Raw genomic sequence first — 26,687 nt, 5'->3', positions numbered from 1 at the left:
CAGTAAAAAAAATATAAATGAAAACTATAGACTATATTCCTACTTCAAAGATTGAAAGAGCGACCAAATTGGTGCAAACGGGTGCAAAAGTAGGCGTGAATTACCTAAAATATTACGGCGAAAAAATAGTCAACTCAGACTTAACAAGAGATAAACTCAACGAAGACAATGCCGAAGATATTTATGACGGACTAAAAAGCTTGAAAGGAAGTGCGCTGAAAGTAGCACAAATGCTGAGTATGGACAAAAATTTTCTACCGCAAGCTTATGTAGAAAAATTTTCTCTGTCGCAGTTTTCTGTTCCACCGCTTTCGGCTCCTTTGGTACTCAAAACCTTCAAATCGAATTTTGGCAAAACCCCTTATGAGATTTTTGACGAATTCAATGCCGAATCGGTAAACGCAGCAAGTATTGGTCAAGTGCATTTGGCCAAGAAAAACGGAAAAAAATTGGCCGTAAAGATTCAATATCCAGGTGTTGCCAATAGCATTTCGTCGGATTTGGCTTTGGTAAAACCAATGGCGATTCGAATGTTTAATCTACAAGGCAAAGATTCTGATAAATACTTTAAAGAAGTAGAAGACAAATTGATTGAAGAAACCAATTATACTCTTGAACTAAAACAAAGTCAAGAAGTAGTAGCCGCTTGCCAAAAGATTGACAACTTGGTTTTTCCTGCTTACTATCCTGAATTTTCATCCGAAAAAATCCTGACGATGGATTGGATGACAGGCAAACATTTATCTGAGTTCACTGCCGAAAACACCAATCAAGAAACCGCCAATAAAGTGGGACAAGCGCTTTGGGATTTTTATATGTACCAAATTCACGTCTTGCGAAAAGTGCACGCCGACCCACATCCTGGCAACTTTTTGGTAGATAACAACCAGCAATTGGTCGCATTGGATTTTGGATGTATGAAAAGCATTCCGAATGACTTTTACGTTCCGTACTTTGAATTAATCAACAAAGAAATCATTGACAACAAACAGCTTTTTAATGCCAAATTATTTGAACTTGAGATTTTAAGAAAAGAAGATACTCCAGAGGAAATTGCGTATTTCACCAGTATGTTTTATGACTTGCTGTCCCTATTCACTTTGCCGTTTCAAGATACGCATTTCGATTTTTCGGATGAAGTCTTCTTTAACAATATTGCGCAATTGGGTGAGCGATTTGCCAAAGATACTAACCTGCGCAAGATGAATGGTAATCGCGGTTCCAAGCATTTTATTTATATGAATAGAACATTCTTTGGCTTGTATAATTTGATGTTTGACCTTAAGGCTTCCATCGCCGTAAATCAATACCAAAACTATTTATAAAATTGAAAAAAACGCACTTGCCTTCCAAAATATGCGTGGTCTGTAATCGCCCTTTTGATTGGAGAAAAAAATGGGAAAAAGTTTGGGACGAAGTAAAATATTGTAGCGAAAAATGCAAAAGAAACAAAAAGGAATCGTTTGGTTCAAAAATGACCTAAGAGTCGCGGATAATCCAGCGCTACAACAGGCTATTGCCGAAAATGAAAGCGTAGTTGGAGTGTATTGTTTTGACCCAAAACAGTATGCAACCACGGTTTATGGGTTCAAAAAAACGGCGCATTTTAGAACTCAGTTCACCATAGATTCGGTTCAAGAATTAAGGGCAAATTTGGCGACAATTGGCATTACGCTTTTGGTGTATCACGATTCGGCTGCACAAATCATTCCGACTTTGATTGATTCTTCTATCCAAACTACGATTTACTTTCAAAACGAATGGACGAGCGAGGAAAAAGAAGAAATCGAAAGCGTGAAAAAAAATTGCGTTCCAACTGTAGAATTTGTCGCTACTTATCATCAATTTTTATACCCGCCAGAAGTCATTCCGTTTGCGATAGCCGAAATACCAGCTGTTTTTACACAATTCAGAAATGCTTGTGAAAAAAAAGCAGTCGTTCCGAAAATAGGCAAGCTAACCGCTCTACCCGAGTCCAATATAAATGACATACAAACCGCAATTCCTACTTTGGAAGATTTAGGATTTACAACCTTTCAAGAAGATAGGAGAACCGCTTTCCCTTTTCGTGGTGGCGAAAATCAGGCTTTGGCAAGACTGAAAGAATACCTTTGGGACACCAAAAAAATCAGTCAGTACAAACAAACCCGCAACGGATTGATTGGTAAAGATTATAGCTCAAAATTTTCGCCTTGGTTGGCCAATGGATGCCTTTCGCCTAAAACCATTTATTGGGAAATCAAGCGCTACGAAAAAGAAGTAGAAGTCAATGAGTCTACGTATTGGTTGGTTTTCGAATTGCTCTGGAGGGATTACTTCAAATACATTTCGCTGCAAAATGGCAATGCAATTTTTAAAATTGGAGGCATTCAAAACAGAGAGTATCAATGGTCGCAAGACAAAAAAGCCATTCAACAATGGATTAACGGTACTACGGCAGAACCTTTTGTGAATGCAAATATGCTGGAACTGCAACAAACAGGTTGGATGAGCAACCGTGGACGACAAAACGTAGCTTCTTACTTTGCCAAAACGTTACTCTTGGATTGGAGAATTGGAGCTGCCTATTTTGAATCGATGTTATTGGATTATGATGTACACAGCAATTATGGCAATTGGATGTATGTTTCAGGTGTAGGCAACGACCCTCGAGACCGAAAATTCAATGTCGCCTTGCAAGCCCAAAACTATGACAAACAGTCGAAATTTCAACAACGCTGGCTTCAACAACAACTTTTTTAAAAGATGAATTCAAATAAAAAACATATTAATATCGTTTGGTTCAAGAGAGACCTTCGTTTGCAGGACAACGAGGCTATCCATAATGCAATCCAATCTGGTCAGCCTACACTTTTACTGTATGTTTTTGAAAAATCACTGCAAAACGATACGCACTACAGCGCAAGGCATTGGAATTTTATCAAGCAATCTATCGTAGCCCTCAACGCAGAACTGCAACCGTATCAAACAAAAGTGTTAGCTGTAAATGGCGAAGTCATTAGCACCATTAATAGCATACTCGAACTATACACCATCAAAAATGTCTACTCGCATCAAGAAACCGGAATAAGAATTACGTACGATAGAGACAAAGCCTTCAAAAGATTTTGCAAAAACAACCAAATTAATTGGGTCGAAAACATCAATAATGGCATTTTTAGAGGGCTAAAAAACCGAAGTAATTGGGTGGTGCAATGGGAAAAATATATGAATGAACCGCAATTTGCATTCTTACCAAATGACAATAGCTTTTTAGAATTGCCCCAAATTGAACAGCTAGAACGCTTGTTAGAAAAGACAAATTTAGTAACCATTCCCGATGCTATTTTTCAAAAAGGAGGTACAGAAATGGGACAGAAATATTTAGACTCCTTTTTTAAAAACCGTTATTTCAATTACAGCAATCATATTTCGAAACCTTTACTGGCGAGAAAAAGTTGCAGCAGAATCTCACCTTATATTGCTTGGGGAAATTTATCTACCCGAGAAGTACTGCAGCGAGCCGCTACTTTTCGATTGATTTGTACCAATAAAAAGCAAATTGATTCTTTTGTATCACGACTCACTTGGCAAGCCCATTTCATTCAAAAATTTGAAATGGAAGAAATTATGGAGTTTGAAAGCATCAACAAAGGCTATCACGATTTAAAAAAGAAAATCAATTCCAATTATGTCGAAGCATGGAAAAAAGGACAAACTGGTGTACCTCTCGTTGATGCAGCCATGAGATGTTTGAACGAAACGGGCTACCTCAACTTTAGAATGCGAGCACTTTTGGTGTCGTTTTTTACCCATAACCTTTGGCAACCTTGGCAAGAAGCTACACAACATTTATCGCAAATGTTTTTGGATTTTGAGCCGGGCATTCACTACCCGCAATTGCAAATGCAAGCAGGTGAAACAGGTGTCAACTTATTGCGCATTTACAATCCGATAAAAAATAGTTTGGAACACGACCCACAAGGAGAATTTATCAAACAATGGGTACCCGAGTTACGAAATTTGCCATTGCCTTTCGTTCATCAACCTAGTAAAATGACATTTTTGGACCAAAAATTCAACAACTTCGAGCTAGGAAAAGACTATCCAAAACCGATTGTCAATATTGACAGGACTAGAAAATTTGCTTCAGATTATTTATGGAAAATGAAGAAAAACCCATTGGTTAAAGAAGAAAGCAATCGGATTTTAAAATTACATACCCTAGCCGATATTGGCGATAGCGATTAAAAAATAAACCTAGAACATCTATCAAAAAAACCATAGCTATGCCCAACAAAATAGCCCTTACCGAATTAGAAATCGACCGAATTATAGAAATGGCTTGGGAAGACCGAACCACCTTCGAAGCCATTCAATTGCAATTTGGATTAAAAGAACAAGAAGTCATCGACTTGATGCGCACCGAAATGAAGCCTTCGAGTTTCAGACTTTGGCGTGCCCGCGTGCAAGGTCGAAAAACCAAGCACGAGAAACTTCGAAATTTTACCGAAGGAAGATTCAAATGTACTTTACAGCGACAAATCACCCATAACAAAATATCTAAACGATAAATCAAACTCAACACATTATGAAATCGCCATTAACAATAGGCTTGTTGCAAACAAACACCGATAAATAAAGGCGATACCATATATGACCACTAACAAATAACTTTTACATATATGAAAAACATCGTAATTATTGGCGGTAGCAAAGGAATTGGTAGCGCGATACTAATGCAACAATTGCAATCGAATCAAGTAATCAACATCAGTAGAACAGCGCCAGATGTATCGCATCCCAATTTAACGCACTATGCCGTTGATGTTTTACAAGACCCACTTCCAGACATTGAAGACGTTGATACTTTAATTTATTGTCCGGGTTCGATTAACTTAAAACCAATCGGAAACCTCAGCATATCCGATTTTAAAAACGATTTTGAAATCAATGTCATTGGGGCTGTAAAAGCCATACAAAAATATTTACCAGCCTTACGAAAAGGCAAACAACCCTCTATTCTATTATTTAGCACTGTTGCTGCAAAATTAGGAATGCCTTTTCACGCAAGTATTGCAACTGCCAAAGCTGGAGTAGAGGGTTTAGTAAAATCATTAGGAGCGGAACTGGCTTCAGTTGTACGCGTAAACGCAATTGCACCCACAATTACCGAAACTTCATTAGCAGCGGGTATTTTAAGAAATGACCGAATGAAAGAAAACATGATTGAACGCCATCCGATGAAAGGGTATCTAAAACCAGATGAAGTAGCACAGATGGCAAATTTTCTAATTTCAGAAGAAGCCAAATCCATTTCAGGACAAATTTTTGCCATGGATTATGGTATGGTTAGTTTTAAAATATAAAACCATTTGATTCAAATTAAAGAAAAACGAAAAAATAATCAAATAGAATTCTAGATTACCAACAGTAATTGACCAGAAAAAATATAAGAATTAGTAATCAAAAAAACATGATTCAGACAATTTTATCGATAATTTTAGCAATTCTATCGGTTATTTCTAAGATTATACAATTTTTTTAACTATATTGTTATCAATCAATTAACAAACCAAATGAATATTCTTTTAACAGGAGCCACAGGATATATTGGAAAGCGACTACTGCCTTTGCTAGTGGCCCAAGGGCATCATGTGATTTGTTGTGTAAGAGACAAAGACCGTTTTACGCTTCCCGAGGAATATGTAAATCAAGTACGTGTAATAGAAGTCGATTTTTTGAATCAAGAAAGCTTAAGTAGCATTCCCAATGAAATTGATGCCGCTTATTATTTGATTCATTCGATGTCAGGTTCGGCCAAGAACTATGATGAGCTGGAGTATGCCTCTGCTTTGAATTTTGTAGACCGAATGAACCTTACTCGAGTAAAACAAGTAATTTATTTGAGTGGTATCGTTAATGATGTTATTTTATCGAAGCATTTGGCCTCAAGAAAAGCAGTTGAAGATGTTCTTAAAACAGGCCTTTTTGCTATCACAACTTTAAGAGCGGGCATCATTGTAGGTTCTGGAAGTGCTTCTTTTGAAATCATCCGTGATTTGGTCAACAAACTTCCTGTTATGATTACTCCAAAATGGCTCAATACCAAATGCCAACCGATAGCAATAACGGATGTTTTAGCCTTTTTGATAAAAAGTTTACATCAACCGGAGACTTACGATCAAAACTTTGACATAGGTGGACCTGATATTTTAACTTACAAAGAAATGCTCTTGGGATTTGCACAAGCAGCAGGATTGAAACGCTACATCTATACAGTTCCAGTAATGACACCCAAATTGTCATCGTATTGGTTGTATTTTGTTACTTCAACAACTTACAAACTCGCTGCTGCTTTGGTAAGCAGTATGAAAGTAGAAGTAGTTTGCAAAGACAACCGAATTAACGCATTACTAGGAGTTGTACCTATGACGTACAACGAAGCGGTTGCAAGAGCGCTTGTCAAAATAGACAAAGACGACATTGTGTCAAGTTGGAAAGACGCTATGATTAGCGGTCAATTCACTGGGAGTGTTGCCGATTACCTCAAAGTACCTAAAAAAAATTGCTTTATCGATCGTCGCAAAAAAGAAATCCTCAACCGCTCCTATACCACGGAACGCATTTGGTCTATTGGCGGTGAAACAGGTTGGTACTATGGCGACTGGCTGTGGGAAATACGCGGTTTTCTTGACAAATTAGTTGGAGGTGTGGGGCTTCGTAGAGGACGTACTAACAAACACGACATTCATTCAGGTGACGTTTTGGATTTTTGGCGGGTATTGTATGCCAACAAAAAAGAAGGCAAGCTCGTTTTGTATGCCGAAATGAAACTCCCAGGAGAAGCTTGGCTAGAATTCAAAATCATACACAATACACTATACCAAGCAGCCACTTTCAAACCGCATGGTTTTTGGGGCAAATTGTATTGGTACTCCGTTCTGCCCTTTCATGGCTTTATCTTTGAAGGCATGATTAATAAATTGATTAAAAAATAGATTTAATTCTTAAAAGAAATTTCAAATTCCAAAATTTAAATTCCAAATTCCAAGGCTTTTGCGACAACTTGGAATTTGGAATTTATTTTTTTTTAAAGTTTACTTCCCTACAACTTTTTCAATTTCAATCGCAAACTGTTGCTTACCACGCTCACGCTGCTTAAAGCCATAGCTGCACCGGCCAGCATTGGGTTAAGTAAGAAACCATTGAAAGGAAATAAAATACCTGCCGCGATAGGAATGCCAATTACATTGTAAATAAAGGCCCAAAATAAGTTTTGGTGTATCGTAGCAACAGTAGCTTTAGACAAGCGAATCGCTTGTGGAATCTTATGCAAATCCGAGGTCATTAGCGTCATATTGGCCACTTCCATCGCAATGGCGCTTCCTTTTCCCATAGCAATGCTAACATCGGCTTGAGCCAAAGCAGTGCTATCGTTAATCCCATCACCCACCATCGCTACTTTTTTGCCTTGAGCTTGTAATTCCTTGATGAAATCGGCTTTTTGTTGAGGCAACACTCCGCCTTTGTAATTAGTAATTCCCGTTTGGACGGCCATCGCTTGGGCTGCTTTTTCAGCATCACCCGTTAGCATATAGACAGCAATGCCCATTTCTTCCAACTCACGAATCGCAGCCACCGAAGTGGGTTTTACCGCATCCGAAATGGCCAAGAACGCTAAAACGCTAGTTGCATTAGCAAAGCCAATTACGGTTTTGGCTTCGGCTTCCCAAGCGGTAATCTTTTGGAGAAAGTCTTCGTTTATTTCGATATGGTTGGCTTTTAAAAAAGAAGGATTCCCTACAAAATAATCCTCACCGTTCACTTTGGCTCTAACCCCTTGCCCCGTTACACTCTCGAAATTCGTAATTGGAACCGTTGGAACTCCTTGTAAATGTTGTACCACGGCTTCCGCCAAAGGATGTTCCGATTTCGATTCGATACTCAACAAAATAGAACGTAAATTGGAATCCTTGCTATTCCACAATTCCTCGGTTACTTTAGGTTTTCCTTCGGTTATCGTGCCTGTTTTATCTAGAACGATGGTGTCTATCTTTTGTGCCAATTCTAAACTCAGTGCATCTTTGATGAGTATTCCATTCTCGGCACCCTTGCCTACTCCAACCATAATGGCGGTGGGAGTTGCCAATCCCAAGGCACACGGACAAGCAATCACCAAAACAGTAACTAAAGCTAAAATTCCTTGTGTAAAACCATTTTCTCCTCCAAAGCTCCACCACAAAACAAAAGCTACAACCGCAATCGCCATAACCACAGGCACAAAAATACTAGCGATAAAATCGACCTTTTTTTGAACTGGGGCTTTACTTCCTTGTGCGTCTTGGACTGTTTTGACGATGTGTGCCAAAAGGGTTTCGGAGCCAATTTGAACTGCTTGGAATACCAAACTCCCTTTTTGGTTGAGTGTTCCCGCCCAAACTTTTTCATTTGCCATTTTGAGTACAGGAATGGGTTCGCCGCTTAACATACTTTCATCTACATAGGAATCGCCACTTATCACGACACCATCGACCGCAATTCGCTCGCCAGGTTTTACCAACAATTTATCCCCTACTTTGACTTGGGAAATAGGAATTACTTTTTGTTGCTCGTTGTCTAGCCACAAAGTGACTTCATTAGGTTGCAACGCCATCAACTTTTTTATGGCAGTGGACGTATTGGATTTGGCATTTTCTTCCAACCATTTACCCAATAAAATAAAAGCAATCACAACAGCTGCTGCTTCAAAATAGACGTGTCCGTGTAGTCCTTTTTGATGCCAATACTCCGGAAACAATGTATTGAAAACACTAAACACATAAGCGACACCCGTACTCAGCGCTACGAGTGTGTCCATATTGGCCGAACGATGTTGGGCTTGCTTCCAAGCATTTACAAAAAAACTACTTCCAAATCCGAAAATAACTGGAGTTGCTAACACCCACATAATTTCGTTAGCATAGGGCATTTCCATAAAAAACATACCAATAATTACAATGGGCAAAGCCAATAGCAAAGCCCAAATGGTTTTGGTTTTTAAAGTGGTCATTTTTTCTTCTTGTATCGAAGCCAAGGTTTTGTTTTCGTTGATTTCATCTTCTTCAATAAACAAATCATAGCCTGCATCTTGCACTGCTTTTTGGACTTCGGATAGGGTAATAATTTTTGGTAAGAACTCAAGAGAAAGCATCGCAGAAGCATAGTTGACTTCGGCAGAAACAATCCCATTTAAGGCTTGAACTGAAGAAGCGATACTATTGGCGCAAGACGCACATCCCATTTGTAAAACAGGAATTTGTCTCTTTATAGTAGTTTTCATAATGAACTGTTTAAATTACAGTACAAAATTACTTGGAATCAAACTGAGAAGTATTACACAATTATCCTAAAGAATTACAACAATTTCGAAAGGTGAACAATAAAAATTATGCTTTCACTTGGTCTAGGGGGATGCGACGGTCAGCGCCAAGATTTTTGAAATAACTTGGTGTTAAACCTGTCACACTTTTGAATTGATTGCTCAAATGTGCCACGCTGGAATACTGCAACTGGAAGGCGATTTCACTCAAAGTCAATTCGTTGTACACCAACAATTCTTTGACTTTTTCGATTTTTTGAGCGATGAAATATTTCTCAATCGTAGTGCCTTCGAGTTCCGTAAATAAAGTAGTAATGTATTTATAATCACAATCCAATTGGGTACTCAAATAGTCAGAAAGAGTGTTTTTGAGTGCCGAATTTTGATTTTGAACCAAATCAATAATCAAGTTTTTCACTTTTTCAACACTTTGCTTTTTTTGGTCTTCAATGATTTCAAAACCAACATTTTGAAGTGTTTTAGCTATAATTTCTTGGTCACTTACAGCAAGTTCCTTTTCAAAAACTACTTCACCAAGAGATACGGAAAGTGGCGTAAATCCGCTCTTTTCCAACTCGGATTGTACCACCATAATGCAACGATGGCACACCATATTTTTGATATAGATTTTCATTTTTGAAGTTTTTTGTAAAAGTACAAAATATGCAATTGCTTATTTCAAAATCCCTGCTTTGTACGTAGCGATTGCGCGGTCTCTTGCCATAGCGTGTTCCACCATAGGTGCGCCGTAACCTAAGTCAAATTCAGGTATCCATTTTCGGATGTAGAGTCCTTTGGCATCAAACTTTTGCAATTGAATATCAGGGTTAAAGACTCTAAAATAAGGAGCTGCATCACAACCTGTACCTGCAGCCCACTGCCAATTACCAACATTGGCAGACAAATCATAGTCTAAAAGCTTTTGAGCGAAATAGGCTTCGCCCCATTGCCAAGGCAATAACAAATGTTTGCACAAAAAACTAGCTACTACCATACGCACTCGATTGTGCATATAGCCCGTCGCATTGAGTTCACGCATACCAGCATCGACCATTGGATAACCTGTAGTCCCTGAACACCAACGTTGAAAATCGGCTTGGTCATTGCGCCATTCTATGCCGTCGTAGGCCGATTTAAAATTGTTTTGCACTACTTTGGGGAAATGATACAGGATTTGCATAAAAAATTCTCTCCAAATGAGTTCGCTCAAGAAAACATCATTTTTTCGTGCGGCCCAATTCACTAATTTTCGAACACTAACGGTACCAAATCGCAAATGTGGCGACAAATAAGAGGTCGTATCTAATGCGGGAAAATCACGCGTTTCGTGATAGGTAACAATTTTAGTCAAATTGTGGGGTTTGACTTTGATGGCACTCCTTTCAAAACCAATAGCAGACAAAGCAGGAAATACAAAAGTACTTACCAACCAATTCTTAGAAAAAATAGCAGTATCGTATTCCACAACGGGAGCTAGTGTACGATATTTTTCTAACCATTTGTTTTTATAGGGCGTGTAAACGGTGTAAGGTAAACCATCGGCCTTGGTGATTTCGGCTTCTTCAAAAATTACTTGGTCTTTGAATGCCTGAACTTTTACCCCATTTTGAGCTAACAATTCGGTAATTTCTTGGTCTCTTTTTATAGCATAGGGTTCGTAATCTTTATTGTAAAAGACTTCTTTGATATCAAATTCAGATATCAATTGTTTCCAAACTTCGTGTGTTTTTCCTTTTTTTACTATAAGAGAACTCCCAAATTCGACTAATTTTTCGTTGATTTTCGAAAGTGATTCGTAGATAAAAGTGACTCTAGCATCGTCTTTAGGCAAATGCTCCAAAATGGCATCATCAAAAATGAAAAGAGGCAGTACCGGATAGACACTTTGTAACGCCTGATACAAACCTACATTATCTTCTAAGCGCAAATCGCGACGGAACCAAAAAAAAGTAATAGGCTGCGCAGTCATTATTTGGTATTAAAAAGTTCATCTACGGCTTTTTCTCGATAAGAGAATATTTCTTTTAACTTGCTTTTGACCACAAGTGTGTTCATAATGCGACCCAAAAAACCAAGAGGAAGAGCGTAATGAACAACATCCGTCATTTTTACTCCGTTTTCAGTGGCTTCAAAGAAATGTTTGTGATGCCATAAAGTATACGGTCCAAATCGTTGCTCGTCTATAAAATAGCTTTTGTCTTTTACGGCTGTAATGATGGTCATCCAACTGAGTTTTATTCCTGCCAATGGCGATACTTTGTATTGTATCACTTGACCAGGATAAGCGGTTCTTCCGTCGAAATCTACGATTTGAAACCCCATATCCAGAGGCGTAATTTTTTGCAGATTTTGTGGACTAGAGAAAAAAGCCCAACATTCGTCCAATGTAGCGTTTACGTGTTGAACGGTTTCTAATTTATATACTTTCATAATATTTGCAATAAATGATGTTGATTTCCCTGCGTGAGGGTTAGTAATGGAGCTCTTGTTGTAGTGGCGATAAAGGCCACTACAACAAAGCGGGAATGGATGACCCGACCCCCGATTGGAGAATGGTGTCGGTAGTATACTCGTGTTTCGGGGGGCACGCCCAAAAAACTACATTTTATAATATTTGAAGGGTACGAATAGCATTCCGAAACATTCGCCGTGTTCTTTGCCTAAATGTTTGTGATGTACTTTGTGGGCTTTTCTGAGTCCGATTAGGTATTTGTTATTGGTATTTTTGAACCACTTGAAACGTTGATGAATCAATACATCGTGGATTAAAAAGTAGCAAATGCCGTAAAAAAGTATGCCAAGCCCGATGAAAAACTTGTAATTGAGGCCGCCCTCTACGCCATAGTAAAAAAGAATGATGCTAGGAATGGCAAAAATGACAAAGAAAATATCGTTGCGTTCAAAGATATTAGTATATTTTGGCTGATGGTGGTCGGCGTGAAAATACCACATAAAACCGTGCATCACGAACTTATGTGTACACCAAGTGACGCACTCCATAAAAAGAAAAACTCCTAGAAATATGAAAAAATTAAGCATTTTTGAATGAATTTGAAATGAAAATTAGACTAATCGCAACTTGTAGGTTACGAATGATTGCGCCAATAATCCCGCTTTGGAATAATTGGAAACGCGTATTCTTGATGTACCGATTTTGTGTGAAGGAGTACGCTCTAACTTGTTCAATAGTTTTTTATAATAGACATAAGCTGTAAAAACACCAAATTTTGCTTCAAGCGGTAATTTCTTGATGCCTTCTCTTGCTGCTTTAAAATCCTCATCAATTTCAGCAATAATTGCTTTTTTTGCTTCATCATCAAAAGAACGAAGGTCTACTCCTGGAAAATAATTACGATTCAAAACCAGATTATCGTCTTTTAAATCTCTTAAGAAATTTACTTTTTGAAAAGCAGAACCTAAGCGCATTGCTTCGTCTTTGAGAGCATCGTATTTTTCTTGATTGCCTTGAACAAAAACCTTAAGACACATTAAACCCACCACATCTGCTGAACCGTAAATGTAATCATCGTATTCGGCCTTAGTATTATACTCTGATTTTACTAGGTCCATTTTCATACTTTTTAGAAAAGCTTGTACCAAATCATCAGAAATATTGTTCTTTTTTACAGTGATTTGAAAGGCATTCAGAATAGGATTCAAACTAATTCCTGATTCCAATGCTTTGTAATAATCGGTCTCAAAATCTTGAATCAATTGTTCTTTTTGATATCCGTGAAAAGAGTCAACAATTTCGTCAGCAAAACGGACAAAACCATATATATTATAGATATCTTCTCGAATACTTGGCGCTAGCATTTTTACGGCCAAGGAGAAAGAAGTACTATAGCTTTTGGTAACTAACTTACTACACTTAAAAGATACATCATCAAATAATTGCTTCATAATTTACGCTTCTGAATTTTTTTTATTAATTAACTCTGATACTAACTTTCCTGAAATTAATGCAGGTGGAACACCTGGTCCTGGCACTGTTAATTGTCCAGTGAAATATAAATTGTTTACTTTTTTACTTTTCAATTTTGGTCTCAAAAAAGCTGTTTGGAGTAGCGTATTGGCCATACCGTAAGCATTTCCTTTGTATGAATTATACTCTGAAACAAAATCATTTTTACAAAATGATTGTTTAAATATAATATTATTTTTTACAGTTTGTTGCGTAAGTTGCTCAAAACGAGCAATTATTTTATCAAAATATTGTTCTCTCAATTCCTCAGAGTCATTAATTCCGGGTGCTAAGGGTACCAAAAAGAAAGCAGATTCCATACCTTCTGGTGCCGCTGTCGGGTCTGTAAGAGAAGGGAAATTGGCATAAAACAAAGGCTCTTTTGGCCATTGTGGTTCATCGTAAATATCTTTTGCGTGTTGGTAAAAATCAACATCAAAGAATAAAGCGTGATGCGAAATATTTTCTATTTTTTTATCAAAACCTACATAGAACAATAATGAGGAAGGTGCAAAGACACGACTTTCCCAATACGCTTCTGAGTAAGCCCGATGCTCTTTGTCCAATAAAGTTTCTGTATGATGATAATCAGCACCACTTAGCACTACATCAGAAGTAATCGTTTGTCCGTTGATAACAACAGCTTTGGCTGTTTTGTTTTCGACTACTATTTTTTCGATGGCTGCATTGGTAACAAATTTAACTCCCAACTCTCTAGCCAAGCTTTCCATAGCTAAAACCACATCAAACATTCCTGTTTTGGGATGCCAAGTTCCTAAACCAAAATCGGCATAATTCATAAAACTATAAAACGAAGGCGTATCGGAAGGTTTAGCCCCTAAAAAAAGAACCGGAAACTCTAGAATTTGAATCAGTCTTGGATTGGTAAACTTTTTACGAACATCTCTGCTGATGTTGCTAAAAAATTGTCCAACTTTTTTGGCTGTTTTAGTAGTTACTAACTCTAATGGTGATACTCCTGGGCGGTACACCAAATCCTTGATGGCAATATCATAATTGCTTTGGGCTTCTGCCATAAAAGCTCTGAGGACTTTACCACTTCCTTTTTCTATTGCTTCGAAAGTTTGGGCTATTTCGTCTAAATTATCAGCTATAGCTATAAAATCATTGATTCCAAAATACACTCGATAGGCTGGTGATAGTTTGATTAGCTCATAGTAATCGGTAGTTTTTTTACCAAAATCGGCAAAAAAACGTTCGAAAATATCGGGCATCCAATACCAACTCGGGCCCATATCAAAAGTAAAACCAGCAGCTTTCATCTGCCTTGCTCTTCCGCCAATTGTTGCATTTTTCTCAAAAATAGTAACATCGTGGCCACTTTGGGCCAAATAACAAGAGGCGGACAAAGCAGAAAAACCGGAACCAATAATTGTGATTTTTTTCATTATAAGAGGGGCATTATTTGGGATTTAAATTGCGTCTACTAATTCTGTTATGGATTGAAAAATATGCGTTTCAGAGGCAATTTTATCTCTATCAATGTTCTCAACCAATCGACCAATAAACCACAATTGCGTTCCATCGCCCAACAACTCCGACTCCATAGTCGAAATATAATTATCAATCGCTTCGCGGTCTGGCTGAACAGTCATGTAAGTAATGTATACAATAGGTCCAAAATTGTTTTTCAACACCTTCAGATTGTCAATTGGCATGCTTTCGCCCAAATAAACCGTTTTGTAGCCTTGCAACAAAATTTCGTAATGCAAATACATCAAACCTAGCTCATGAATTTCATTCATTGGCAAAGACAATACAAATACTTTATCATGATGTTGTACAGGCTGCGTTTGTAATTGCTCAATATTAATTAGTAATTTTTGTTTAATCAAATAGCTCACAAAATGCTCATGTGCTGGTGTAATAGTGTCGGTTTGCCATAACAAACCCAATTCATTCATCAAAGGAACAAACACTTGTAAAAAAACCTCTTTGAATGTTTTTTTTGCAATTAACCAATCGTACGTTTTAAAAAACAAATCTTGGTCAAAATTCATCATTGCCATTTTAAAATCACTAATTGCGTGATTATTGGCATTTTTGGTGGTGATAATCTCACGCACTAATGAAGGAATTTTTTCTTCTGAGTAGGTAGCAATCTTGGATATTTTATACCCATAATCATGAAGCAAAGTTATATTTAGTAACTTTTGAAGACTATGAAGGTCATATAAACGAATATTAGTATCTGTTCGCATAGGTTGCAAAACATTGTATCGTTTTTCCCAAATACGAATCGTATGTGCTTTAATCCCTGAGAGATTTTCTAGGTCTTTGATGCTAAATACATTTTTAATATTGTTCATTGTTTTTTCAAATTTATTAAACAAAAGTAAAATATTTTTTTCGATAAACAATAAAAAAAATAGTAATTATAATGTTACTTTTTCAAAATCATTGAGCTGATTTAAATGTATTAAAGTATGCGTGTGTTTAGTACTGCTTTCAAACATTGGTTTAAACTTAGCGCCATAGACAACTTCTTTAAAAATATAAGAAGTTCTTGTGGCAACAGTTGTGCTGTACATATCATCAAAAGTTTTAATAAAAACTAATATTTCACCCTGTAAGGTTTCAAAATCTTGGGCCGTAAATTGATAAAATGGGCTTTTTTCGGTAATTGGATGCACAATTGTCCAACTAAGCATTAAGGTATTCACTTTACTAATCTCTAAATCTAACGTATAAAACTTATTCGTAAATACGCCGTTTTCTTCGATGCTCAAACCAAATGTAGCGTTGACTTCTGTATCCAAATAATTAGTGTTTTTGTAGGGTGCCATTCTGAACATTAATGCAGTTCCACCTTGATAAGGCGCTATAATCGCATTTTCCGAAAACTTCAGATATACTCTAGGCTTACTAAAACGTCCGAAAAACAAACCTGTAGCAATTGCAAAACTTAGTAGACCAATTAAAGCTTCGGCTGCAGAGAGCGAACTGGTTAAAAAACCAACAGGACTTATATGACCATATCCTACAGTTGTAAAGGTTTGTGCACTAAAAAAATAAGCTTGCCCAAACTGTTCCCATTGACTTTGAGTAGTCGCTATCCCATTCAAGTGCTCAATGCCAATAGCGAAATACAAACAAGCAAAAACAAAATTAATCCCTATGTAAAACAACAACAACAAACCTAAAAACTTCCAAGTAGGCAAATCCAAAAGCGTATGGTACCAACTATTTCTTTCAAAAAAAGTTAAGCCTAAGCGTTTCACCCTAGAACTACCCTCCTTGTCCAAAAAGCGTTTTCCGTTCACAGTGGCATTAGTCCCAAATCCAGTATTGATAATGGGTGTTAATTTGGAATTCAATCGTTGAAAAAGTGCCATAAAATTTGATGATTATATACCAAAAACAATATTTTAGTTAATTTTAATGCAATAAAAATAACTAAATAACGCCAGAATTTGTAATGACTCATTATGTAAACGAAAAAAAAGTTATTTTTATGTGCTAAAACCTTCTACCTATGAGAACATTATTTTTCATAATTGCATTTGCTACTTCTCAAATGAATGCTCAGCAGCTCAAAATGCCCGTTCCTGTAGCAACTTTTCAACCTAAATTGGCATTTTCAAATTACAACAGCATCCAATTTACTTATCCAAATTTTAGTTTCAAAACGCATAGTAGACCCTATTCGTTGAATGTGTATAATCCCGCCAGCGGTTTGAACGATAGTTTTTATTTAAAAAATCAAGAAGCAAAATACAGTAAGTCATTTTACATTCCTGAAAACAGAATGAATTTCAGCGGTACAAAAATAGATTCCTTCAATCCTTATGGAACCAATAATATTGGAGCCGCCTTAGCACTAGGAGTCATAGATTTGATACTTAACAAATAAAACATCAATAACCAAAAAACAACCAACTATGAAAGAAATCACCAAAGCAGACATAAGCCAAGAAGTTTTTGATTTATACGATGATTATGCTCATAACAAAATTGAAAGAAGGCAATTTATTGAAAAATTATCGCTTTTTGCAGTGGGCAGTTTGACTGTTCCTACCCTACTCAATTTCATGACACCAAATTACAAGGACACTCTAACTATAGCAGCCGATGACCCTAGATTACAGTCAGAAATGATTAGCTATCCGTCCCCAAAAGGAGGCGGAACAATTAAAGGATTGCTTTCTAAACCAACTGACAAAAAGAAAAAACTACCCGGTATTATTGTCGTTCATGAAAACAGAGGCCTAAATCCTTACATTGAAGACGTTGGAAGAAGAGGAGCGCTAGAAGGTTTTATCACATTAGCTCCTGATGCTTTGAGTCCGCTTGGTGGATATCCAGGAAATGATGATGCTGGTCGTGAATTACAAAAAAAACGTACCCGTGAGGAAATGCTTGAAGATTTTATTGCTGCTTACGACTTTTTAAAAAATCATAAAGATTGTAATGGTCATGTAGGTGTGGTAGGATTTTGTTTTGGCGGATGGATTGCCAACATGATGGCCGTTCGCATTCCAAAATTAGGTGCAGCTGTTCCGTTTTACGGAGGACAACCAAGTGCAGATGATGCTGCTAAAATAAAAGCACCTCTTTTGATACAATATGCAGCCTTGGACACTCGAGTAAATGAAGGTTGGCCCGCCTATGAAACCATTTTAAAACAAAACAAAGTTGATTATACAGCCTTTATCTATCCAGATGTCAATCACGGTTTTCACAACAATACTACGCCAAGATATGATGAAAAAGCAGCAACATTGGCTTGGACAAGAACCATTGACTTTTTCAAAAAAAATCTAAAATAAGTCGTATTTATAAAAGACATACCACAAGAGCACTATGCAATACCCCAATAAAAATCAAAAATTTCCACTCGAAAACTACACAAGATTATGCTTTTTAAAAAACATCATCACCAATCCCAACATTATCGTTGGAGATTACACCTATTATGATGATTTTGAAGATGTGGCTAATTTTGAAAAAAACGTTAAATACCACTTTGATTTTATAGGCGATAAATTGATTATTGGTAAGTTTTGCATGATTGCCTCTGACGTAACTTTTATTATGAATGGAGCCAACCATCTAACCCAAAGCATTAGTTCGTATCCATTTGCAATCTTTGGTCACGATTGGCAAAATGCTATGGAAGACAAAACATATCCCAACAAAGGAAATACAATAGTGGGCAACGATGTTTGGATTGGTTACAACGTTACAATTTTACCAGGAATAACAATTGGTGACGGTGCCATAATTGCCGCCAATACAACAGTAACCAAAAATATTCCTCCCTACTCAATTGTTGGTGGTAACCCCTCAAAAGTGATTAAAAAAAGATTCTCAGATGAACAAATTGAAACACTTTTAGAACTTAAGTGGTGGGATTGGGATATCGAAAAAATCACAGCCCATGTTACTGAGCTAACAGGAGATAGTATCACTAATTTAAAAGCTATTGCAAATGAGAAATAGACTCCTTCTTGTATTTTTTATTTGCTTTACTTCCTTTTTTTACTCACAAGAAAAGGTGGTAACTATTGACCCAGAGGGTATCATTATAGAAGAAGTCACCAATGGAAAAATAGAAAACAACGTATTCATTTGTAATCTATTCGATTGGAAAATTGCTATACCTGAAGGATTCAAAGTAACCGAACTCAAAACAGCAGATGAACTTCAAAATAAAGGCTATACTTTTATCAAAAACAATGCTCCAGAAAGCACAGTTATCCATTCCAAACCTCCTATCTTGATTGGTTTTGAAAGAAATAAATACAACTATTTCAGTTCAAGTTACGAATCACTTAAAGGAGATAAAAAAGTAACTTTGGAAGAACACAAGGATTTTTCGGTGCAATTATTAACCAATACCTATACTAAAATAAAAGAACTCAAATCCGAAATAAAGGCTTCAAATCTAAAGTTAGGACCTCGCCAATTCTACAAAATAACGATTAGACTCTACAATGCTAAAAATGACAGGCTTGTATTAACACAAGAAATCTATAACACTTTCATCAATAATCATTTGTTTAGTGCCTCCATAAACTACACCAATGAAATTACGGGAATGTTATTATACTATAGTTTGAAAAAATCTTTTGAAACCAACTAAAAATTGAATATGTCAATATCCCCAATTATAAATGCCACAGAGCTACTAACTATTTACAAAACCGAAAACATCCTTTTGGTTGATGCTAGCAACGGTCCAAACACTAGACTTAATTATGAAAGCAAACATTTGGAAGGAGCCATTTTTGCAGATGCTAATACACAATTGGCCACTATCGAAACTGATGTCGCCATTGGAGGTAGACACCCATTACCTAGCATTGAAGATTTTTCAAAAACTTTAGGAGATTTAGGAATAACTCCTCAAACTTGGGTAGTAGTTTATGACGATAAAAATGGAGCTAATGCAGCCGCTCGTTTTTGGTGGATGCTACGTGCTATTGGTCACGAAAAAGTACAAGTCCTTAATGGCGGAATTCAAGCAGCAGAAAAAATAGGTATCCCTGTAAATTCAGAACCCGTTTCTATAGCAAAAACAGAAAAATACCCTTGTACAACCTGGCAATGGCCTTTGGCTTCGATTGATGAAGTTGAAAATGCAGCACAACTTCCTTCACATAAAATAATAGATGTTAGAGAAGCTTATCGCTATAACGGAGAAAGCGAGCCCATTGACTTAATTGCAGGTCATATTCCAGGTGCCATCAACTTTCCTTTTACTGAAAACCTAAATGAGAATGGTTTGTTTTTAGCTCCAGAGGTAGTAAAAGAAAAATACAATGCCATCCTGGATAAATCTTCTACAGAGGATACCATTGTTCATTGTGGGTCGGGAATTACAGCCTGCCATACTTTACTAACAATGTATTCTGCTGGTTTTACTATACCCAAATTGTATGTAGGTTCTTGGAGTGAATGGAGCAGAAACAACAAACCAATAGCTACGAACCAATAAAAGCTGGGTATTTCATTTGAAACAAAAACAAAACCCTCTATAATAATTATCAAACACGAAAAAAGCCCCAAATAGGGGCTTTTTCTATCAATTAGTTTGAGTTTATTTACTCAAGTACATTTTTCTTCTAGAATATAATTCATAGAATTGGTCGTCTTTCAAGTCATCAATAAACAAAATGCTCTCACCAGTAGATTTCATTTCTGGCCCTAAAGCTTTGTTTACATTTTTGAACTTACTAAATGAGAAAACTGGTTGTTTGATAGCATATCCTTTTAACTGTGGATTAAAATCAAAATCAGTTACTTTATTTACTCCAAGCATCACCTTAGTAGCATAATTCACGTAAGGTTCACCATAAGCTTTTGCAATAAATGGTACCGTTCTAGAAGCTCTAGGATTTGCTTCGATTATGTAAACCATATCATCTTTTATCGCAAACTGAATATTGATTAATCCTACCGTTTTCAATGCCAAGGCAATTTTCTTAGTATGGTCTTTAATTTGTTGCATTACAAATTCCCCTAAATTAAAAGGAGGCAAAGTAGCATTACTATCACCAGAGTGTACTCCACAAGGCTCAATGTGTTCCATAATTCCAATGATGTACACATTTTCACCATCACAAATCGCATCTGCCTCAGCTTCAATAGCTCCTGCTAGGTAATGGTCTAACAGTAATTTATTACCTGGAATAGACTTCAACAAGTTGATTACGTGTTCTTCTAACTCTTGTTTGTTGATTACAATTTTCATTCCTTGACCACCCAATACATAAGATGGACGAATCAACAATGGAAAATCTAATTTATCCGCTAAAGCCGAAGCTTCATCAGCAGTCTCTGCAATTCCAAACTGAGGGAAAGGAATTTCTAATTCAGTCAAAAGATCAGAGAAACGTCCTCTATCTTCTGCTAAATCCAAAGCTTCAAAACTAGTTCCAATAATTTTTATACCATATTTAGAAAGTTTTTCAGCTAATTTCAAAGCTGTTTGCCCTCCTAACTGCACGATAACACCTTCTGGTTTTTCGTGTTTGATGATATCATAAATATGTTCCCAGAAAACAGGTTCGAAATACAATTTATCCGCAGTATCAAAATCGGTAGAAACCGTTTCTGGATTACAATTAATCATAATCGTTTCGTAACCACATTCTTTGGCTGCTAAAACACCGTGTACACAAGAGTAATCAAACTCAATTCCTTGACCAATTCGGTTTGGTCCTGACCCAAGAACAACAATCTTCTTTTTATCTGTAACTATACTTTCATTATCAACATAACGCTCTCCATTGGCTTTTTCTATTTCGGCCTCAAAAGTAGAATAGTAATATGGTGTTTGTGCTTTAAACTCAGCCGCACAAGTATCAACCAATTTGAACACACGATTAATGTTCATTTTTTCTCTCAACTCGTGTACTTGACTCTCTAAGCAACCCATCATATGGGCAATTTGTCTGTCGGCAAAGCCTTTTTGCTTCGCTTCAAGAAGCAATTCTCTTGACAAAGTGTCTACTTTATAATTAGAAATCTCTTTTTCTAAGCTATAAAGTTCTTCGTATTGTTTTAAGAACCACATATCGATTTTGGTAATTTCGTGAATACGACTCAACGGAATTCCCATTGCAATAGCATCATAAATTACGAAAACACGGTCCCAACTAGCAAAGGTTAATTTCTCGATAATTTGCTCGTAATTCGTATACCCTTTTCCGTCAGCACCTAATCCATTACGTTTGATTTCTAATGACTGGGTGGCTTTGTGTAAGGCTTCTTGAAACGAACGTCCAATTCCCATTACCTCACCTACAGATTTCATTTGAAGTCCTAACGTTCTATCAGAACCTTCGAATTTATCAAAATTCCAACGTGGTATTTTTACAATTACATAATCCAAAGTTGGCTCAAATAAAGCTGATGTAGATTTTGTAATTTGATTTTGCAATTCATCTAAGTTGTAGCCCAAAGCCAATTTCGAAGCAATTTTAGCAATTGGATATCCTGTAGCCTTAGAAGCTAAAGCAGAAGAACGAGATACACGAGGGTTGATTTCGATAGCAACGATATCTTCTTTTTCATCAGGAGAAACCGCAAACTGTACGTTACAACCTCCAGCAAAATTTCCGATAGAACGCATCATTAAGATGGCCATATCACGCATTTTTTGGAAAGTAGTATCCGATAAAGTCATCGCTGGAGCAACTGTAATCGAGTCTCCCGTATGGATTCCCATTGGATCCATATTCTCGATTGAACAAATGATTACTACGTTGTCATTTTTATCTCTTAAAAGCTCCAACTCATATTCTTTCCAACCTAGCAGCGCTTTATCAATCAATACTTCGTGAATTGGTGACATTTCTAAACCATAGGTTAGTTTTTCGTCAAATTCTTCTTTAGTATGCACAAAAGCTGCTCCAGTTCCTCCTAAAGTAAACGATGGACGAATTACTAACGGAAAGCCAAATTCTTGAGCAATTTCTTTACCCTCAAGAAAAGAAGTTGCTGTTTTAGCAGGAGCCGTAGGAACATTAATCTTTTGAAGCAGTTGTTTGAACTGCTCTCTATCTTCGGTGATGTTGATTGCATTTACATCAACACCAATCATTTTTACCCCAAAATCATCCCATATTCCTTTTTCATCAGCCTCCAAACATAAATTCAAAGCTGTTTGACCTCCCATTGTAGGCAAAACAGCATCAATTTGTGGATGTGCTTTAAGAATTTCAATAATAGATTTTGTAGTTAAAGGTTTTAGATAAACGTGATCCGCCATAGAAGGATCCGTCATAATTGTAGCTGGATTCGAATTGATAAGAATAACTTCTATTCCTTCTTCACGAATAGAGCGTGCCGATTGCGAACCTGCATAATCAAATTCGCAAGCTTGACCAATTACAATAGGTCCTGAACCTATTATTAAAACGGATTTTATCGATGTGTCTTTTGGCATTTTGTATGGGATTGTGTTGTTATTGTACTTATTCCGAGGAAACTAATCTACGCAAGTCGCGTTTGGGTATAAAAAAAGGCGATACTAACAATAAGTAACGCCTTTATGATGTTTATGAAAACATTATTTTTTGTGTCTAGGTTCGCTAGAAACAGTCAATTTATGTCTTCCTTTAGCTCTTCTACGCGCTAGAACTTTTCTTCCATTCGCAGACGCCATTCTGTCCATAAATCCGTGTTTATTTCTTCTTTTTCTTTTCGATGGTTGAAATGTTCTTTTGCTCATTGCTTTGTATCTTTAAAAATCTTGTTTATGTATCTTTATTTTGTTTGGACTAACCCTTATTCCAAAACCGAGTGCAAATATACAAAGACTTTTTTTTCTAGCAAGTAGTTTTATAAAAATATTTTTAATTCCTTTTACTATCTTTGCAATCTAAATTTAACACCTATTATGTTTCACAGAAATATCAAACTTATCTTAGCTGCATTAATCATCATTGCAGGAATTTGGCAATTTACAGAATCTAATATTGGAAACGGAATTTTCCTATTATTCCTTAGCGCCTTCCCTATTTTTCTTTATTATAAAAATGAATTTATTTTACTTGCCTTTTTAAAATTAAGAAAACAAGATTTTCCTGGTGCTCAAAAATGGTTAGCGTATATCAAAAATCCTGAAACAGCTTTGGTTAGAAAACAACAAGGATACTTTAATTACCTTCACGGGATTATGGTTTCACAAACTAATATCAACCAAGCTGAAAAGTTCTTCAAAAAAGCTATCGAATTAGGACTTTCTATGGATATGGATTTGGCAGTAGCCAAATTAAACCTAGCGGGAATTGCTCTTTCTAGAAGAAGAAAATTAGAAGCCACTAACTTATTGAATGAAGCAAAAAAGTTAGACAAACAAAATATGTTGAAAGAACAAATTACTTTGATGAAAGAGCAAATGAAAAAAATCTAATTGCTACATCCTATTTATAAAAGGCGATTGACTGATAAAGTTAATCGCCTTTTTTAGTTCCAGTAAGAATTAATTCTGGTAAATGCTCGTTCAACCATCGGAATCTAAACAAAATCATCGCGTGATTTCCACCAGGTACTACAATTGCATTTGAAATATATTTTATAGGGAACACATCATCTTCATCCCCGTGAACGTGAATCACTTTTGCATCAACCTCTGTTCGTTCCCAAAGAATCACCTGTTCTATAGCCCAATCTAAATAGCTTATATCTCGAACCGAAAGGAATTTTTCATACAATTTGAGTCGGCTTTTTATTTTTTCACCAAAAGAAAATTTAGCTAAATTCTCTACATTCAAAATCAAACTCGTAGGAATCAATTTGTAAGCCTTGGTAGTTTTGGCAACTTTCATTCGTCTAGGAAATTCTAAATTGCTCTTAACACTCGAAATGATGATTAAACGAAATGGATTCAAAAAAGCTGCCATTTCTTGAACCAAAATACCCCCAAAAGAAACCCCAATCAATACTGGGTTTGTATGAATAACTTTGGTACTCATTCGCCTAGCATATTCAGAAAGCGTTTCGTTGGCCAAGGGAATCTCCCATTCTAACAAAATGACTTCAAATTGCTCCTCAGGCAAATCAATTCGTTCAAAAATAGCAGAACTGGCCGCCAAACCTGGCATAAAATAAACAGGGATTTTACTCATTATATTTCAAATCTAATACAAGCTAAAATTAGTTTTAAAAATACAAAGACAAGTCATCCTTTAAAAATAATAATCAACTTTCTTTAGTTTCGTTTCTTTAAAAAACAAAAAAAGAACCTCAAGAAACATCACACATTCACTATTTATTGATTATCAATTCCTTACCTTTGCGAAATAATATTCTTTAACCACAAAAGAATAATCATATGTTTCAATCCAAATTTCTGAAAAACAATCTCATCAATGGAAGTTAAAGACAATATTTTTGCAAGACAATTTGAAACCATTGTTCCTGAAGGACTTTTAATCGTTGAATATTCCTTTCAAGAGAAAAAGATATTTTTAACAAAATTCAATGCCCCCGATTCATTTTCTGATGAAGAAATAATTCAGCAATTTTTCAAAGCAATCCTAGACAATATTAGCGAACGCAATTTGAAAGCCGTACCAATCTTGCCTAAAATAGTTCTCTTTTTTAAAAAAAATCCATCCTACAAAGAACTTCTACCTCCAGGTATTCGTCTATAAAAAAAGCTACCTTTTCAGGTAGCTTTTATAATTCAACTAATTTCTTCCCCCTCTATTAGACATATTTCCCGATGCAGGTCTAGCGGCGGGTCTAGCAGCAGGTCGTGTTGCAGGTCGTGTTGTTGGCCTTGATGCTGGAGCACTTGGACGCGTCATTGGAGTACTTGGTCTAACATTAGGAGTTGTAGGTCTAGAGGTTGACGGCAATCTATCAGAAGGTCTTGTAGACGGACGACTCATATTGTTGTTAGCGTTTGTAGGTCGCGTTGTCGGCCTTGTTGTTGGTCGTGTCGCAGGACGATTCGTTGATGGCCTAACTGATGGAGAAACAGGTTTTCTATACGTTCTTCCATCATAAGTCGCTCTATAATTTCCATTTACTCTATTGTTTCTTACCACAACCGAAGTAGTTCTTCGATTAGAGTAATACACTCTGTGACCAGGATTACGAACAATTACCGTTCTATGATAATAATGGTTACCATAATAATGACTATGATAGCCCCAATAACTGTGATAATAAACTGGGCGCCAAGGTCTCCAGTAAGGCGGATAATAGCCCCAATACCAAGGAGAACGCCAAGGAATAAACAGTGGAGAAAACAAATACACTACTACTGGCCAAGCACTAACCGTTGGTCCACTATTCGTATTATAATTGTTGGTCGTATTATTGTTAATTATAACCGTTCCTTCGCCCTTATAGCCTGGATTCGGAGTACCCGAAACTTTGGCTACTTCTGCTGGTTCAACAATATAATCTTTACCGTATAATTCTTCGTCACCAATGATTTGAACCAATACTTGTCCTTTTTTATCTTTGGTTACCTCAACAACTGCCACATCTTGTTTTTCAGATGAACTGACTGCTACTTGCAAAACAACAAAGTAAGAATCTCCTTTTTTCTCACTCACCACTTGAATATAATCAATAGTATTATCGTTGTTCAAATCAAGATTGTTGATTTTGCCCTCTTCATCATTAATCGCTTTCTCAAAATCCTCCAACGTTTTTGATTTTTGAAAAACATCTAAAACTGCATACAAATTCAAATTATCTCCAGGCAGCCCTAATGCTTCAGGCTCATCGTTGGATTGCGCATAGGTTGAAATACTAAAACAACTTATTAAAAGAAGTATCAAATAAGGCAATACATTTTTCATATATACTTTTTTTACCATTAATATACCTCTAAGATAAACAAAATTGCAAAAGGTTTAATAACAAATAAAAAATTGACAGCTAAATAGTTAA

At 36.4% G+C, this 26,687-nt stretch carries 27 protein-coding genes; 14 read left to right on the top strand and 13 right to left on the bottom strand.

The genetic code is table 11. The features are described 5' to 3' along the window. Positions 1–17: 17 nt before the first annotated feature. The 7 genes from ACSVH9_RS00800 to ACSVH9_RS00770 all read left to right on the top strand — a co-directional run bounded on the left by ACSVH9_RS00800 (position 18) and on the right by ACSVH9_RS00770 (position 6,980). Positions 18–1,325 carry an ABC1 kinase family protein gene (locus ACSVH9_RS00800; RefSeq protein ID WP_438062052.1) on the top strand — a complete coding sequence of 436 codons (1,308 nt, stop codon included), beginning with the start codon at positions 18–20 and terminating at the stop codon, positions 1,323–1,325. Between the two features lie 2 nt (positions 1,326–1,327). Continuing rightward, complete coding sequence (locus ACSVH9_RS00795) at positions 1,328–1,483, top strand: DUF2256 domain-containing protein (RefSeq protein ID WP_298295851.1); 156 nt, start codon at positions 1,328–1,330, stop codon at positions 1,481–1,483. Then, positions 1,438–2,742 (top strand): DASH family cryptochrome, encoded by a 1,305-nt coding sequence (locus tag ACSVH9_RS00790; protein WP_438062051.1) that lies wholly within the window; start codon positions 1,438–1,440, stop codon positions 2,740–2,742. The genes ACSVH9_RS00795 and ACSVH9_RS00790 overlap by 46 nt, the downstream gene beginning before the upstream one ends. 3 nt (positions 2,743–2,745) lie before the next feature. Next, positions 2,746–4,230 carry a deoxyribodipyrimidine photo-lyase/cryptochrome family protein gene (locus ACSVH9_RS00785; RefSeq protein ID WP_438062050.1) on the top strand — a complete coding sequence of 495 codons (1,485 nt, stop codon included), beginning with the start codon at positions 2,746–2,748 and terminating at the stop codon, positions 4,228–4,230. A gap of 38 nt (positions 4,231–4,268) precedes the next feature. Beyond that, positions 4,269–4,553, top strand: coding sequence for a TIGR03643 family protein (locus tag ACSVH9_RS00780; protein ID WP_315140257.1), 285 nt, complete (start codon positions 4,269–4,271; stop codon positions 4,551–4,553). Between the two features lie 111 nt (positions 4,554–4,664). Further along, positions 4,665–5,348 (top strand): SDR family NAD(P)-dependent oxidoreductase, encoded by a 684-nt coding sequence (locus ACSVH9_RS00775; RefSeq protein ID WP_438062049.1) that lies wholly within the window; start codon positions 4,665–4,667, stop codon positions 5,346–5,348. A gap of 210 nt (positions 5,349–5,558) precedes the next feature. Next, positions 5,559–6,980 carry an SDR family oxidoreductase gene (locus tag ACSVH9_RS00770; RefSeq protein WP_438062048.1) on the top strand — a complete coding sequence of 474 codons (1,422 nt, stop codon included), beginning with the start codon at positions 5,559–5,561 and terminating at the stop codon, positions 6,978–6,980. Positions 6,981–7,087: 107 nt separating this feature from the next. Here the strand turns inward: ACSVH9_RS00770 and ACSVH9_RS00765 are convergent, their stop codons facing one another. The 9 genes from ACSVH9_RS00765 to ACSVH9_RS00725 all read right to left on the bottom strand — a co-directional run bounded on the left by ACSVH9_RS00765 (position 7,088) and on the right by ACSVH9_RS00725 (position 16,660). Continuing rightward, the gene (locus ACSVH9_RS00765) at positions 7,088–9,301 is read right to left on the bottom strand and encodes a heavy metal translocating P-type ATPase (RefSeq protein WP_438062047.1); all 2,214 of its coding nucleotides are present in this window, start codon (positions 9,299–9,301) and stop codon (positions 7,088–7,090) included. Positions 9,302–9,407: 106 nt separating this feature from the next. Beyond that, entirely contained in the window at positions 9,408–9,974 is a 567-nt protein-coding gene (locus tag ACSVH9_RS00760; protein WP_438062046.1) for a helix-turn-helix domain-containing protein, read from the bottom strand. 39 nt (positions 9,975–10,013) lie between these two features. After that, positions 10,014–11,309: a cryptochrome/photolyase family protein gene (locus ACSVH9_RS00755; RefSeq protein ID WP_438062045.1), complete on the bottom strand. Its 1,296-nt coding sequence runs from the start codon at positions 11,307–11,309 to the stop codon at positions 10,014–10,016. After that, positions 11,309–11,770 carry an SRPBCC family protein gene (locus tag ACSVH9_RS00750; RefSeq protein WP_024981256.1) on the bottom strand — a complete coding sequence of 154 codons (462 nt, stop codon included), beginning with the start codon at positions 11,768–11,770 and terminating at the stop codon, positions 11,309–11,311. The genes ACSVH9_RS00755 and ACSVH9_RS00750 overlap by 1 nt, the downstream gene beginning before the upstream one ends. Positions 11,771–11,938: 168 nt before the next feature. Then, positions 11,939–12,379, bottom strand: a complete 441-nt coding sequence (locus ACSVH9_RS00745) for a sterol desaturase family protein (protein ID WP_438062044.1) — start codon at positions 12,377–12,379, stop codon at positions 11,939–11,941. A gap of 24 nt (positions 12,380–12,403) precedes the next feature. Beyond that, on the bottom strand, positions 12,404–13,243 hold the full coding sequence (locus ACSVH9_RS00740) for a phytoene/squalene synthase family protein (RefSeq protein ID WP_298295881.1): 840 nt from the start codon (positions 13,241–13,243) through the stop codon (positions 12,404–12,406). A gap of 3 nt (positions 13,244–13,246) precedes the next feature. Then, positions 13,247–14,713 carry a phytoene desaturase family protein gene (locus tag ACSVH9_RS00735; RefSeq protein WP_438062043.1) on the bottom strand — a complete coding sequence of 489 codons (1,467 nt, stop codon included), beginning with the start codon at positions 14,711–14,713 and terminating at the stop codon, positions 13,247–13,249. 24 nt (positions 14,714–14,737) lie between these two features. After that, on the bottom strand, positions 14,738–15,634 hold the full coding sequence (locus tag ACSVH9_RS00730) for a MerR family transcriptional regulator (protein ID WP_300977393.1): 897 nt from the start codon (positions 15,632–15,634) through the stop codon (positions 14,738–14,740). Between the two features lie 66 nt (positions 15,635–15,700). Next, the gene (locus ACSVH9_RS00725; protein ID WP_438062042.1) at positions 15,701–16,660 is read right to left on the bottom strand and encodes an ion channel; all 960 of its coding nucleotides are present in this window, start codon (positions 16,658–16,660) and stop codon (positions 15,701–15,703) included. A gap of 140 nt (positions 16,661–16,800) precedes the next feature. Here ACSVH9_RS00725 and ACSVH9_RS00720 point away from each other — a divergent pair, with 140 nt between their 5' ends. From ACSVH9_RS00720 to ACSVH9_RS00700, 5 genes are read left to right on the top strand one after another with little or no spacing between them, the layout of a single operon-like run. Beyond that, entirely contained in the window at positions 16,801–17,178 is a 378-nt protein-coding gene (locus ACSVH9_RS00720; RefSeq protein WP_438062041.1) for a hypothetical protein, read from the top strand. 28 nt (positions 17,179–17,206) lie between these two features. Beyond that, on the top strand, positions 17,207–18,094 hold the full coding sequence (locus ACSVH9_RS00715) for a dienelactone hydrolase family protein (RefSeq protein ID WP_438062040.1): 888 nt from the start codon (positions 17,207–17,209) through the stop codon (positions 18,092–18,094). Between the two features lie 34 nt (positions 18,095–18,128). Continuing rightward, positions 18,129–18,767, top strand: coding sequence for a CatB-related O-acetyltransferase (locus tag ACSVH9_RS00710; RefSeq protein WP_438062039.1), 639 nt, complete (start codon positions 18,129–18,131; stop codon positions 18,765–18,767). Continuing rightward, the gene (locus tag ACSVH9_RS00705; RefSeq protein WP_438062038.1) at positions 18,757–19,410 is read left to right on the top strand and encodes a hypothetical protein; all 654 of its coding nucleotides are present in this window, start codon (positions 18,757–18,759) and stop codon (positions 19,408–19,410) included. Before ACSVH9_RS00710 ends, ACSVH9_RS00705 begins: the two co-directional genes overlap by 11 nt. A 9-nt stretch (positions 19,411–19,419) precedes the next feature. Next, positions 19,420–20,265 carry a sulfurtransferase gene (locus ACSVH9_RS00700; RefSeq protein ID WP_438062037.1) on the top strand — a complete coding sequence of 282 codons (846 nt, stop codon included), beginning with the start codon at positions 19,420–19,422 and terminating at the stop codon, positions 20,263–20,265. A 102-nt stretch (positions 20,266–20,367) separates the two neighbouring features. Here the strand turns inward: ACSVH9_RS00700 and carB are convergent, their stop codons facing one another. Then, a complete protein-coding gene (carB, locus tag ACSVH9_RS00695; RefSeq protein ID WP_438062036.1) occupies positions 20,368–23,220 on the bottom strand; it encodes a carbamoyl-phosphate synthase large subunit in 2,853 nt (950 codons plus the stop codon). A 123-nt stretch (positions 23,221–23,343) separates the two neighbouring features. Beyond that, a complete protein-coding gene (gene rpmH, locus ACSVH9_RS00690) occupies positions 23,344–23,505 on the bottom strand; it encodes a 50S ribosomal protein L34 (RefSeq protein ID WP_008464848.1) in 162 nt (53 codons plus the stop codon). Between the two features lie 168 nt (positions 23,506–23,673). Between rpmH and ACSVH9_RS00685 the strand changes: the two genes are divergently transcribed. Continuing rightward, positions 23,674–24,189, top strand: a complete 516-nt coding sequence (locus tag ACSVH9_RS00685) for a DUF2892 domain-containing protein (protein ID WP_438062035.1) — start codon at positions 23,674–23,676, stop codon at positions 24,187–24,189. 40 nt (positions 24,190–24,229) lie between these two features. Here the strand turns inward: ACSVH9_RS00685 and ACSVH9_RS00680 are convergent, their stop codons facing one another. After that, complete coding sequence (locus ACSVH9_RS00680) at positions 24,230–24,904, bottom strand: alpha/beta fold hydrolase (protein ID WP_438062034.1); 675 nt, start codon at positions 24,902–24,904, stop codon at positions 24,230–24,232. A gap of 243 nt (positions 24,905–25,147) precedes the next feature. On the opposite strand from ACSVH9_RS00680, the gene ACSVH9_RS00675 reads away from it, so the two are divergent. Next, the gene (locus tag ACSVH9_RS00675; RefSeq protein WP_438062033.1) at positions 25,148–25,432 is read left to right on the top strand and encodes a GNAT family N-acetyltransferase; all 285 of its coding nucleotides are present in this window, start codon (positions 25,148–25,150) and stop codon (positions 25,430–25,432) included. A gap of 36 nt (positions 25,433–25,468) precedes the next feature. On the opposite strand, the gene ACSVH9_RS00670 is transcribed toward ACSVH9_RS00675, so the two are convergent. Then, positions 25,469–26,596, bottom strand: a complete 1,128-nt coding sequence (locus ACSVH9_RS00670) for a hypothetical protein (RefSeq protein WP_438062032.1) — start codon at positions 26,594–26,596, stop codon at positions 25,469–25,471. Between the last annotated feature and the right edge of the window lie 91 nt (positions 26,597–26,687).

The organism is Flavobacterium sp. RSSB_23, from assembly GCF_051547145.1.
Taxonomy (GTDB): Bacteria; Bacteroidota; Bacteroidia; order Flavobacteriales; family Flavobacteriaceae; genus Flavobacterium.
This window is presented reverse-complemented; position numbering and strand designations above follow the sequence as displayed.